Genomic DNA, 11,988 nt, shown 5'->3' with positions numbered 1-11,988 from the left:
AGGAGATTCCATGAGCTTCCTCAGCCCGGACGCCGTCGAGTTCATCGGCTTCGCCGCCCCGCGCCACCAGTCCGAGATCCGCGCGCCCGCGGGTCCGGCCATCGACCGGGACTACCTGCGCCTGCTCGCCCAGGCGCATGAATGGGGCGGGTTCGACCGCATCCTCGTGGCGTTCTACGCGACCGCGCCCGACGCGATCCTGCTCTCGGCGCAGATCGCGGCGGTGACCGAGCGCATCGGCCTGATGATCGCCCACCGCACGGGCTTCACCGCCCCGACCGTGGCCGCGCGCCAGTTCGCCACCCTCGACCAGCTCACGGGCGGGCGCGTCGCCATCCACGCGATCAGCGGCGGCGGCGACCGCGAACTGGCCCAGGACGGCGACCACCTCACCAAGGACGAACGCTATGCCCGGACCGACGAGTTCCTGACGATCGCCCGCCAGGTCTGGACCGCCGAGAGCCCCTTCGACTTCGCGGGCGCGCATTACCGGATCGCGGGCGGCTTCTCCGCGGTGAAGCCGGTCGATCCGCGCGGCATCCCGGTCTATTTCGGCGGCGCCTCCCCGGCCGCCATCGCGGTGGCGGGCCGCCACGCCGACACCTACGCCCTCTGGGGCGAGAGCCTGGACCAGGTCCGCGAGGCGATTCGGAAAGTCCGCGCCGCGGCCGCGCCGCACGGGCGCTCTCCGCGCTTCAGCCTGTCGTTCCGGCCGATCCTGGCGGCGACGGAGGAGGCCGCCTGGGCGCGGGCGGAGGACATCCTGGCCCGGACCCGCGCCACCCGCGCCGCGCAGGGGCTCGGCCCGGCGGCCGCTCCGGAGAACGAGGGCTCGCGCCGGCTGCTGGCGGCGGCGGCGCAGGGCAACCGCCTCGACACAAGGCTCTACACCGCGATCGCCCGGGAGACCGGGGCGTCGGGCAATTCCACCGCCCTTGTGGGCACGCCCGAGCAGGTCGCCGAGGCGCTGCTGGCCTATCACGACCTCGGGGTGCGCACCTTCCTGATCCGCGGCTTCGACCCGCTGGAGGACGCCCTCGCATATGGCCGCGACCTGATCCCGGCCTTCCGCCGGCTGCTGGCCCGGCGCGGCGCCCAGGCGGAGGCGGCGTGATGCGGCGCGTCCTCGCGGTTCTCGCGCTTCTGGCCCCGGCCCTCTTGACCCTCGCGGGGCTCGCCCGCGCCGACGAGCCGGTGTTGCGCGTCGGCGACCAGCGCGGCAACGCCCGCGCGCTGATGGAGGCGGCCGGCGTATTGGCCGATCTGCCCTACCGCCTCGACTGGAGCGAGTTTCCCGCCGCGGCGCCGCTTCTGGAAGCGCTGAATGCCGGGGCGATCGATGCCGGCGGGGTCGGCGACGCACCCTTCACCTTCGCGGCCGCTGCCGGGGTGCCGGTGAAGGCGTTCCTGGCCTTCCGTAACCGGCAGGACGGCCTCGCCATCCTGGTGGCGAAGGATTCGCCGATCCGGTCCGTGGCCGAGCTGAAGGGGAAAAGCATCGCCACCAACCGCGGCTCCATCGGCCATCAGGTCGTGCTTGCGGCCCTCGAGGAGGCGGGCCTGCCGGCGAGCGCCGTGACCCTGCGCTTCCTGCCGCCCGCGGATGCCAAGATCGCGCTCGCCAGCGGCAGCGTCGATGCCTGGGCGACCTGGGAGCCCTACACCTCCACCGCCGAGCTCACCGGCCTCGCCCGGGTGGTCCGGGACGGCAACGGCATCACCCCGGGCCTGAGCTTCGCGGTGGCGAGCGACGCCGCCCTGAAGACCAAGCGGGCGCAGCTCGCCGATTTCGGGCGCCGCCTCGTCGCCGCCCGCGACTGGGCCCTGAAGGACCCGGCCCCCTACGCAGCCGTCTGGTCGAAGCTCATCGGCCTGCCCGAGGCGGTGCCCCTGCGCTGGTTCTCCCGCGCCCAGTACCGGGCCGTGCCCATCGACGAGGCGGTCGTCGCCGACGAGCAGCGCAACATCGACCTCTACGTCCGCTCCGGGCTGATCCCGCAGGCCCGGGCGCCGAAGGCCGAAGCGATCCTCGATCGCAGCTTCGAACCGGCCGCCGCTGCGGTACGATGATCCGCGACCCCAGCGCGAGAGGCGAGCCATGCACGGCGACCACGACCACGACCACGACCACGACCACGGCGATCACCACCACCCCGACGACCCCGCGCACGCCTCCCCGGCCGAGCGCTGGAAGCACGACGGCGTGCGGGTGATCCCGGGCGACAGGCTCGATGCCAACACCGCCCAGACGCCGGGCATGTTCCGGCAGGCGGCGATCAACCATGCCCGGGTCGGCGCCCAGAAGATCTGGGCCGGCACTGTGGCGATCGCCCCCGACGCCAAGACCGGCGTCCACCATCACGGCGCCCTGGAGAGCGTGATCTACGTGGTCTCGGGCCGCGCCCGGATGCGCTGGGGCGACAAGCTCGAATACGTGGCCGAGGCCGGCCCCGGCGACTTCATCTTCGTGCCGCCCTACGTGCCGCACCAGGAGATCAACGCCGACCCGGACCAGCCCCTGAACTGCGTCCTGGTGCGCTCCGACAACGAGGCGGTGGTGGTCAACATCACCGATGTCGAGCCCGTCGAGCGGCCCGAGACCGTCCACTGGGTCGATCCGATCCACAAGCATCCCGAAACCTGAAGAGACGCCATGATCCATCGCCGCCACGCGCTGCGCGCCGCCGCCGCCGCGCTCAGCCTCCTCGCCCTCGCGCCCGGCGCCGGCCGCGCGGCCGACGCGGACAAGCTCCGCATCGGCTTCCAGAAATCCTCGGCGCTGATCGCCCTCCTCAAGGAGGATTCCGCGCTGGAGAAGGCCCTGGCCCCGCTGAACGTCACCGTCTCGTGGCACGAGTTCACCAGCGGCCTGCCGATCATGGAAGCCCTCAATGCCGGGCAGATCGACGTCTCGGCGGATGTCGCCGACACCGTGCCGATCTTCGCCCAGGCCGCCCAGGCGCGGATCGCCTACATCGCGCAGGAGGCCCCTTCGCCGAGCGCGCAGGCGATCCTGGTCGCCGCCGATTCGCCGATCCGGTCGGTGGCCGACCTGAAGGGCCGCAAGGTCGCGGTCACCAAGGGGGCCGGGAGCCACTACCTGCTGCTGGCCGCCCTCGCGGCCGAGACGCTCCCCTTCAAGGCGATCCACCCCGCCTACCTGACGCCGTCGGACGGGCGCGCGGCGCTCGCCAGCGGCAGCGTCGAGGCCTGGGTCGCCTGGGACCCGTTCCTGTCGGCGGCCGAGCAGCAGACCGGCGCTCGCATCCTCCGGGACGGCACCGGCCTGTCCCAGTACAAGCGCTACTACCTCGCCGGCGCCGACTACGCGACGCGGCGCGCCGACGTGCTCGCGCTCCTGTTCGGCAAGCTGCGCCAGACGGGGGCCTGGGTGAAGGCCGAGCCGGAGGCCGCCGCCGCCCGCCTCGGCGCCCTGTGGAAGCTCGACCCCGCCATCGTCCGGCAGGCGAATGCCCGGCGCAGCTACCAGGTCGAGCCCGTGACCGGCGCCGCCCTCGCCGAGCAGCAGACCATCGCGGACGCCTTCCGCACCGAAGGCCTGCTGCCCCGCGCCGTCGACGCCGCCGCCCTGCCGATCTGGGTGCCGCCGGGCCTCTGACTGGGCGGGCTCCGGCCGCGGACGCCCCGTCGGGGCATCCGGGGCCGGACCGGGCGGCTCAGCGGAGGCCGCCGCTGGCCGTGATGTTCTCGCCGGTGAGCCAGCGCGCGTCGTCCGAGGCCAGGAAGGCGACGACGTCGGCGATGTCGCCCGGGTGTCCGGCGCGGCCGAGCGGCGTCTGGGCGATGAGCCCGGTCTCCATCTCCGAGCCGGCGACGCCGGCGCTCTGCGTGCCCTCGGTGGTCACGTAGCCCGGGCTGACCGTGTTGACGCGGATGCGGCGCGGGGCGAGCTCGTTGGCGAGCACCCCCGAGATCGCGTTCACCGCGCCCTTGGTCCCGCTATAGACCGCGGCGGCCGGCGTGCTGACATGGGTGATGGCCGAGGAGATGTTGACGATGCTCCCGCCCTCCCCGAGGTGCTTGGCCGCCGCCTGGGAGGCGAGCAGGACACCGAGCACGTTGACGTCGAAGAGCCGGTGGTAATGCGCCTCCGTGACCTCCTCGATCGTGGCGAATTCGTAGACGCCGGAATTGTTGACCAGCACGTCGAGCCGGCCGAACTGCGCGACCGCCGCCTCGATCAGGGCCTGCGCCTCCGCCGTCTTGGAGACGTCCGCCCGGACCGCGATCGCCCGGCCTCCTTCGGCGGTGATCGCCGAGACCACGGCGTCCGCCCCCGCCTGGCTCGAGGCGTAGTTGACCACCACCGCCGCGCCGTCCCGTGCCAGCGCCTTGGCGATCCCCGCGCCGATCCCCTTCGATGCGCCGGTCACGACCGCGACCTTGCCCTGAAGCTTCGACATCTGTGCATCCTTCCGACATGGGCCGGTGCCGATGCGGCACCCTGGATCCCATAGTTCGAAAGTTCGGAACTACCGAAGTCTCGGTCAAGGGTCCATATGTCGAAAACATGAGACCGCTGTTCCATCCCGCCCCCGAGGACCTGCAGACGCGTGCGATCCTGCACGCGCTGGCCGACCCGGATCGGGCCGCGATCTTCGCCAACATCATGCGCGCGGGGTGCGTCGAGGCCTGCTCGGCGCTCTCGGCGGTCGGCGACCGGGTGATTCCGAAATCCTCGCTCTCCAACCACTTCAAGGTGCTGCGCGAGGCCGGGCTGATCCGCAGCGAGCGCCGCGGCGTCGAGATGCGCAACCACTCGCGCTGGGCGGAGGTGGAGTCGCGCTTCCCGGGCCTGCTCCCGGCGATCCTGAACGCCTATGCGGGCGAGTGTGCGCGGGTCGCGGATGGGGCGCCGGCGGAGCCGTAGGCGAACGCGAAGCTCTGGGCGCGCCTCGCCGGCAGGCGCGGGTTCCCTGCCCCGCCGGGACCGGGAGCGCCGTTGCGTTTCGGCGCAGGCTCACTCGCTCATCGAACATCGCCGCCGCTGACAGCCGAAGAGGCACCTGAATCCGGTATCGCGCTGGGGGCTCGGGTCCCTCTGCTGAAAGGAGAGGAACAGGGTGAGGTGTGTGCTTTGTCCGGAAAGGTCACACACCTCACCCCAACCCTCTCCTTTCAGGAGAGGGAGCGCCGTTGCGTCTCGGCGCGACCCGACTCGCTCATCGGACATCGCTGCCGATGACAGCCGAGGAAGCCCGGATGCCGGTATCGCGCTGGTCGCGCGGGTCCTCTCTCCTTCCAGGAAAGAGAGCACCGTCGCGTCTCGGGTCGTGCGTCGGCGACCGTCCGGTTCGGGATGCGGGCAGGGCCGCCCCGCTCCCATCGCCTCGCGATCCGGTGCAGCCGGTCCGGTCTCCGGTGGATTCGCACCGCCGTTCCGGCGCGCCAACCGGAGCCGCTGACGGCGTCAGGCTCGGCACCACCCGCGTGTCCGGATCCCGGGCTCCGCTGCGCGACCCCGGGATGATGCGGTGCCGCGCGCCGAGGACGGCGGAGCCCCCGCCCCAAACCCGTCACGCCGCGGCCGCGAGCGCCTTCCGGAACTCCGCCTCGGGCAGGAGCGCCCCGCCGGTGGTCCACACCACCTGGGTGGCGCCGCGCAGGTCCGGCCGGGCCGCCAGGGTCGGGCGGACGGCCGCGAAGGCGGCGGCGGCCGAGGGTTCGAGGCGCAGGGCCGCCCGCTGCCAGAGATCGCGCACCCCGGCGAAGAGCGCGTCGTCCGCCACCGTGACGACAGCCGCGATGAGCGGGCCGACCGTGCCGGCGACGAGGAGCGAGGCGCTCGACACCGCGAGGCCGTCGGCGGCGGTGCGGTTGTCGAGGCCGATGTCATAGACGCTGAGCGGCCGGTCGAGCCCGGCGGCGAGCTGCACCAGCATGCAGGGCGCGGCGACGGGCTCGACGAAGACGCAGTGAACGGCGTCGCCGAACAGGAGTTTCAGCCCCAGGGTGACGCCCCCCGGCGCGCCGCCGACGCCGCAGGGCAGGTAGACCACCAGGGGATGCGCGGCATCGACCCCGATCCCGGCCGCCGCCAGCTGGCGCTGCAGGTCGAAGGCCGCGGCGGCATAGCCGAGGAACAGGTCGACCGAGCTCTCGTCGTCGACGAAATGCGCGTCCGCCCGGCCCGCGAAGGCGTCCCGCGCCGCCGCGACCGCGCTGCCGTAATCGCCGGCATGCTCGACCACCCGGGCGCCGATGTCGCGCAAGCGCTGCTTCTTCCAGGCCTTGGCATCGTGGGACATGTGGACCTCGACCTGGAAGCCGAGGGCGCGCGCCATCACCCCAACGCTGAAGCCGAGATTGCCGGTGCTGCCCACCGCGACCGTGTAGGCCCCTAAGGCGGTCCGGATCTCCGGCTCGGTCAGGCGCGCGTAGGAGTCGCCGTCCCGCAGCCAGCCCTGCGCGAGCGCCAGGCGCTCGGCGGTGACCAGCACCTCGTAGACGCCGCCGCGCGCTTTGATGCAGCCCGTCACCGGCAGGTCATGGTCGGCCTTGACCCAGACCGCCGGACCGTCGCCGCCGCGGACATGGGCCGCGACCTCCGGGGCCAGCGGCAGCAGCGGCGAATCGATCCGTCCGGTCTCCAGTTCGGGGAACAGGGCCGCCAGCAGCGGATCGAACCGGCGCCAGCGCGCCTCCGCCGCGCGCACCTCGGCGAGGCCGTAGGCGAGGCCGGGCAGGACCTCGCCGGCCGGGCGGCTCCCCGGGTTGCGCCAGACCGTCGGACGTCCCGCGCGCACGGCCTCCGGAATCCCCTGCGGCAGATCGGACATGGGCGTGACCCTTCTTCCTGGACTGATCGGGCGGACGTCCCGCGCCTCCGTGCCCGCCGCCTTCGTATATCCCATGGGCCGCACGAGTCCTCGCTACCTTCCAGGAGAGGGAGCGCCGTCGCGTCTGGCGCAGCCCAACTTTCTCATTGAACGTCGTAGATGACAGCCGAAAAAGCCCGGATGCCGGCATCGCGCTGGTCGCGCGGGTCCCCTCTCCTGGAAGGAGAGAGACAGGGTGAGGTGTGTGGTTTGTCCGGAAAGGTCACCCACCTCACCCCAGCCCTCTCCTTCCAGGAGAGGGAGCGCCGTTGCGTCTCGGGTCGCTCGTCGGCGAGCTTCCGGTTCGGGATGCTGGCAGAGCCACTCCCGTCTCGATTTCCTTCCGACGAACTGCCGCCGGTCTGATTGCCGATGAAGTCGCGGCGTCCGACCGCGTGGGGTTCCGGCGCGACCCTCCGTCGAATGCCACCCCGTCGACGCCCCGCTCAGAGGTCGAGCGGCGCGTTGTCGACCACCTCCTTCATCACGAAGAAGGTCCGGGTCTGGCGGACCCCCGGCAGGGCGATCAGCGTCGCGCTGTGGAGGCGGTTGAAATCCGCCATGTCGGAGACGCGGATCTTGAGGAAGTAGTCGAAATCGCCGGCCACGAGGTGGCAGTCGAGCACCATCGGCATGGCCCGGGCCGCGGCCTCGAAGGCGGCGAAGCTCTCCGGCGTCGAGCGGTCCAGCACCACGCCGACCATGACCAGGGAGCCGCGCCCGACCTTCTCCGGCGCGATCTGCGCCCGCACGCCCCGGACGTAGCCCTCGTCGAACAGGCGCTGGATGCGCCGGTGGCAGGTGGCCGCGCTGGTGTTCACCCGCTTGGCGATCTCGGCATTGCCCATGCGCCCGTCGGCCTGGAGCAGGCGCAGGATCTTCAGGTCCATGCGGTCCAGCCCAGCGTCCATGAAAGATCCTTTCGCGAGAGGGGACAAAGTCGCAACCGATGTGCACCGATGCGGCCTGCCGGCTCCACTCTGCAAAATCCGAGCCCTGATTTCGAGAGCACCTTTCGCGAAGCGTTTGCTAACTTTGCCGGGCTGACCACGAAGGATTCCGCCCATGCTGTCGAAATTCGAGCGCTACCCCCTCACCTTCGGCCCGACCCCGATCGAGCACCTGCCCCGCCTCACCGCCCATCTGGGCGGCGACGTGCTGATCTACGCCAAGCGCGAGGACTGCAATTCCGGCCTGGCCTATGGCGGCAACAAGCTGCGCAAGCTCGAATACATCGTGCCCGACGCCATCGCGAGCGGGGCCGACACCCTGGTGACCATCGGCGGCGTCCAGTCCAACCACACCCGCATGGTGGCGGCGGTGGCCGCCAAGATCGGCATGAAGTGCCGGCTGATCCAGGAAGCCTGGGTGCCGCACGAGGACGCCGTCTACGACCGCGTCGGCAACATCATGCTGTCGCGCATCATGGGCGCGGAGACGCAGCTCGTGGATGACGGCTTCGACATCGGCATCCGCGAGAGCTGGACCAAGGCCCTTGAGGACGTGAAGGCCAAGGGCGGCAAGCCCTACGCGATCCCCGCCGGTGCCTCGGTGCACAAGTTCGGCGGCCTCGGCTTCGTCGGCTTCGCCGAGGAGGTCCGCGCCCAGGAGGCCGCGATGGGCCTCCACTTCGACTACATCGTGGTCTGCACCGTCACGGGCTCGACCCATGCCGGCATGGTGGTGGGCTTCGCCGCCGATGGGCGCGCCCGCAACGTCATCGGCATCGACGCCTCCTGCACCCCGGCCCAGACCAAGGCGCAGGTGCTGGAGATCGCCCGCAACACCGCCGAGCTCATCGGCGCCCCAGCCATCGCCGCCGACGACATCGTGCTCAACGAGGACTACGCCTACCCGGTCTACGGCGTGCCCTCGAAGGAGACCGTCGAGGCCATCCGACTCTCGGCCCGGCTGGAGGGCATGATCACCGACCCCGTCTACGAGGGGAAGTCGATGCAGGGCATGATCGACCTCGTGCGGAAGGGCTTCTTCCCCAAGGGTTCGAAGGTGCTCTACGCCCATCTGGGTGGCGCCCCGGCGCTCAACGGCTACAGCTATACCTTCCGCAACGGCTGAGTTGCTGGGCCGGTCCGGGGGCTGACAGGTCTCCTCCGGTTGAAAGGCGAGCGCTTTCCTTCGGCGCCGCCGCGCGACATGGTTCGACCGCGAAGGCCGAACCTGCGCGCGGCCAGCCACGACGCGCCCTGCCGGAAGACCCCCCATGCCGGAATCCCTGTCGGATCGCGACGACCTGACCCCGTTCAAGGCCCTCCTCGGCGCCGGCGGTGTCCTCACGGACCCGGGCCTGACGGCGCGCTACACCCGGGACCAGCGCGACCTGATGCAGGGCGAGACGCCCGCGGTGCTGCGCCCGCGCAGCGTCGAGGCGGTCCAGGGCATCGTCGGGCTCGCCCGGACCCACGGCTTCGGCCTCGTGCCCCAGGGCGGCAACACGGGCTATGTCGGCGGGGCGACGCCGGAGCCCGGCCGCCGCCAGCTCGTGGTCAACCTGGAGCGGATGACCCGCATCCGCGGGGTCGACCCCCTGAACTTCACCCTCTCCTGCGATGCCGGGACCATCCTGGCCGATGCCCAGAAGGCGGCCGAGGCGGAGGGGCTGTTCCTGCCGCTGAGCCTCGGCTCCGAAGGCAGCTGCCGCCTCGGCGGCAACCTCGGCACCAATGCGGGCGGCCTCCAGGTCCTGCGCTACGGCATGGCCCGCGACCTCGTCCTCGGCCTGGAGGTGGTGCTGCCGGACGGATCGCTGTTCTCCGACATGCGGACCCTGCGCAAGAACAACATCGGTTACGACCTGAAGCAGCTCTTCATCGGGGCCGAGGGGACCCTCGGCATCATCACCGGCGTGGTCCTCAAGCTCTGGCCGGCCCAGGGCCAGCGGGCGACCGCCTGGCTCGAACTCGCCGCCGGGGCGCCGATCCCCGAGATGGCCGCCCTGGTGCGCCGGGAGACCTCCGACCTCGCCTCGACCTTCGAGCTGATCTCCGCCTCCTCCCTCGGCCTCGTCACCGAGATGCGCGGCGCCGAGACCGGACTGAAGGCCGGACCCGGCGGGGCGGTGCTCCTCGAGCTCACCGCCTCCTCGGACCGCATCCCCCTCGACGACGTGCTGACGGGCTGCCTCGAGGCCCTGATGGAACGAGGCTGGGTCGTCGACGCGGTGCTGGCCCAGTCCGAGACCCAGCGCCGCGCCTTCTGGGCGGTTCGCGAAACGATTCCCGAGGGGGAGAAGCATGCCGGCGGATCGGTCAAGCACGATATCGCCGTGCCGATCTCCCGCCTGACCGATTTCCTCGATCGCGGCGCCGCCCTGCTCGCCGAGCGCCTGCCGGACGTCCGCCTCTCGGTCTACGGCCATGTCGGCGACGGCAACCTGCACTACAACCTTGTCGTGCCGGCGGGCCGTGACCGGGTCGCGTTCACGCGCGAGATCGAGGCGGGTTTCGCCCACGACCTCTACACGATCGCGCTGGAATACGGCGGTGGATACAGCGCGGAATACGGCATCGGCCGCTTCAAGCGCGACCTCCTGGAACGCTACTCCGATCCCGCCCGCTTGCGCCTGATCGCGGCCGTCAAGCACGCCCTCGACCCCGACGGGATCATGAATGCCGGCGCCCTGGTCTGAGGAATCCTCAGCCCTGGAACGAGAGGGTGGCCCGGGTTCCGATCGGGCCGCCGCCATAGACCAGGCCCGAGCGCAGGTTCGCCGCCATCGCCCGGATGATGCGCGAGCCGAGGCCGGTGCCCCGCGGCTGGCCCTCGCCGGTCCAGCCGATCCCGTCATCCTCCACCGTCAGGGTCAGTCCATCGGCGCCCTCGCGCGCGACGGAGACCCGGATTTCTCCTGGAACTTCCGGTGGATAGGCGTATTTGTAGGCGTTCGTCACAAGCTCGGTGACGACGACGCCGATCGAGACCGCCTTGTCGGTGGCGAGCCGCACCGGCGCCGCGTCGAGGCGGATGGCATGGTCGCGCCCGGCCGCCTTCATGGCCGCCTGGAGCTCCTCCACGAGGCTCGCCAGGTAGGCGTCGAGGTCCACCGCCTCGACGTCGTCGGAGGTGTAGAGCCGGCGATGGATGCCCGCGATCGCCGAGATCCGGGCCTGCATCTCCCGGAGCGCGGCCTTCGCGGCCGGGTCCGTGACCGCGTTGGTCTGCATGTGCGCCAGCGCCGCCACCAGGGCCAGCGAGTTGGCGACGCGGTGGTTGACCTCCCGCAGCATGATCTCCGCCCGGTCCCGCGCCTCCCGCACAGCCTGCTCGGCCCGCTCCTTGTCCCGCCGCAGCGCTTCCTGCCGGAGCGCCGTGTCGATGGCTTCGCCGAGGAGCTCTCGGAACTGGCCCTGGAGGTCCTTCCAGACGTAGTCGACGGCGCCCGCCTTCAGGGCCGCCACCGCGACGCGGCTGTCCTCCGACCCGGTGACGTAGACCACCGGCGGCGCGTCTGGCAGCGCGCGGATCGTCGGCAGGATGTCGAGGCCGGTCTGGCCCGGCATGTGATGATCCAGCGCGACGACGTCGATGCCACCCTGTCCGAGACGCAGGAGGCCGGCATCGCCGTCGACGGCGATCTCCACGGCGTAGCCCCGGGCCGCGAGGGCACGCTGGACGAGCCGCCCCAGGCCGGGGTCGTCGTCGATGTAGAGGACGCGACCGCGGCCTGCAGGGGCGGGCTCGGTCATGAGCGTGCGGACGTCATGGGTTTTCCGGCACCTGCATGACCGAGAAGAACAGCCCGAGCTGCCGGATGGCGTTGGCGAAGCCCTCGTAGTTCACCGGCTTGGTGATGTAGACGTTCGCCCCGAGATCGTAGCAGCGCTGGATCTCGCGCTGGTCATCCGTGGTGGTGAGGACGACGACGGGCGAGCGCTTGGTGTGGGTGTTCGCCTTCACCTTCTCGAGGATGTCGATGCCGGTCATGTCCGGCAGGTTCAGGTCGAGGAGGATCAGCAGGTGACGCTTGGCGCTCGCCTCACCCGTTCCATCGGCGCCGAGCAGGTACTCGAGCGCCGTCGTCCCGTCCCGGAAGGGCAGGATGGTGTTGTTCACGCCGGCACGGCGGATGTTGCGCTCGATCAGGCGCGCATGGCCTTCGTCGTCTTCGATCATGACGATTTCGACGGCGTTC

At 71.4% G+C, this 11,988-nt stretch carries 12 protein-coding genes; 7 read left to right on the top strand and 5 right to left on the bottom strand.

Going from position 1 to position 11,988, the window contains the following annotated elements; all coding sequences use genetic code 11:
• Positions 1–10 precede the first annotated feature (10 nt).
• The 4 genes from ASF49_RS08195 to ASF49_RS08180 are packed head-to-tail and all read left to right on the top strand — an operon-like array spanning position 11 to position 3,619.
• A complete protein-coding gene (locus ASF49_RS08195) occupies positions 11–1,114 on the top strand; it encodes an LLM class flavin-dependent oxidoreductase (protein ID WP_056470504.1) in 1,104 nt (367 codons plus the stop codon).
• Positions 1,114–2,070 carry an ABC transporter substrate-binding protein gene (locus ASF49_RS08190; RefSeq protein WP_056470501.1) on the top strand — a complete coding sequence of 319 codons (957 nt, stop codon included), beginning with the start codon at positions 1,114–1,116 and terminating at the stop codon, positions 2,068–2,070. Before ASF49_RS08195 ends, ASF49_RS08190 begins: the two co-directional genes overlap by 1 nt.
• 28 nt (positions 2,071–2,098) lie before the next feature.
• Positions 2,099–2,644 (top strand): cupin domain-containing protein, encoded by a 546-nt coding sequence (locus ASF49_RS08185; RefSeq protein WP_056470499.1) that lies wholly within the window; start codon positions 2,099–2,101, stop codon positions 2,642–2,644.
• Positions 2,645–2,653: 9 nt separating this feature from the next.
• Entirely contained in the window at positions 2,654–3,619 is a 966-nt protein-coding gene (locus tag ASF49_RS08180; protein ID WP_056470495.1) for an aliphatic sulfonate ABC transporter substrate-binding protein, read from the top strand.
• 58 nt (positions 3,620–3,677) lie between these two features.
• On the opposite strand, the gene ASF49_RS08175 is transcribed toward ASF49_RS08180, so the two are convergent.
• A complete protein-coding gene (locus ASF49_RS08175; protein WP_056470494.1) occupies positions 3,678–4,424 on the bottom strand; it encodes a glucose 1-dehydrogenase in 747 nt (248 codons plus the stop codon).
• A gap of 107 nt (positions 4,425–4,531) precedes the next feature.
• On the opposite strand from ASF49_RS08175, the gene ASF49_RS08170 reads away from it, so the two are divergent.
• Positions 4,532–4,891, top strand: coding sequence for an ArsR/SmtB family transcription factor (locus ASF49_RS08170; RefSeq protein WP_056470489.1), 360 nt, complete (start codon positions 4,532–4,534; stop codon positions 4,889–4,891).
• Between the two features lie 646 nt (positions 4,892–5,537).
• Here ASF49_RS08170 and ASF49_RS08165 read toward each other — a convergent pair.
• Together ASF49_RS08165 and ASF49_RS08160 are read right to left on the bottom strand one after the other, a co-directional pair.
• A complete protein-coding gene (locus ASF49_RS08165; RefSeq protein WP_056470486.1) occupies positions 5,538–6,800 on the bottom strand; it encodes a D-serine ammonia-lyase in 1,263 nt (420 codons plus the stop codon).
• Between the two features lie 485 nt (positions 6,801–7,285).
• Positions 7,286–7,750 (bottom strand): Lrp/AsnC family transcriptional regulator, encoded by a 465-nt coding sequence (locus ASF49_RS08160; RefSeq protein WP_056470483.1) that lies wholly within the window; start codon positions 7,748–7,750, stop codon positions 7,286–7,288.
• A 154-nt stretch (positions 7,751–7,904) separates the two neighbouring features.
• On the opposite strand from ASF49_RS08160, the gene ASF49_RS08155 reads away from it, so the two are divergent.
• Both ASF49_RS08155 and ASF49_RS08150 read left to right on the top strand, forming a co-directional pair.
• Entirely contained in the window at positions 7,905–8,915 is a 1,011-nt protein-coding gene (locus ASF49_RS08155; protein WP_056470481.1) for a 1-aminocyclopropane-1-carboxylate deaminase, read from the top strand.
• A gap of 145 nt (positions 8,916–9,060) precedes the next feature.
• Positions 9,061–10,485: an FAD-binding oxidoreductase gene (locus ASF49_RS08150; RefSeq protein WP_056470477.1), complete on the top strand. Its 1,425-nt coding sequence runs from the start codon at positions 9,061–9,063 to the stop codon at positions 10,483–10,485.
• A 7-nt stretch (positions 10,486–10,492) separates the two neighbouring features.
• Here the strand turns inward: ASF49_RS08150 and ASF49_RS08145 are convergent, their stop codons facing one another.
• Positions 10,493–11,542, bottom strand: a complete 1,050-nt coding sequence (locus tag ASF49_RS08145; protein WP_056470473.1) for a sensor histidine kinase — start codon at positions 11,540–11,542, stop codon at positions 10,493–10,495.
• A gap of 13 nt (positions 11,543–11,555) precedes the next feature.
• Positions 11,556–11,969, bottom strand: coding sequence for a response regulator (locus tag ASF49_RS08140; protein ID WP_056470588.1), 414 nt, complete (start codon positions 11,967–11,969; stop codon positions 11,556–11,558).
• Between the last annotated feature and the right edge of the window lie 19 nt (positions 11,970–11,988).

Origin of the sequence: Methylobacterium sp. Leaf104 (genome assembly GCF_001422885.1) — a bacterium.
In the GTDB taxonomy this organism is placed as follows: domain Bacteria; phylum Pseudomonadota; class Alphaproteobacteria; order Rhizobiales; family Beijerinckiaceae; genus Methylobacterium.
The sequence above is the reverse complement of the archived record's forward strand: the minus strand, read 5'-3'. Positions and strand labels throughout refer to the sequence as shown.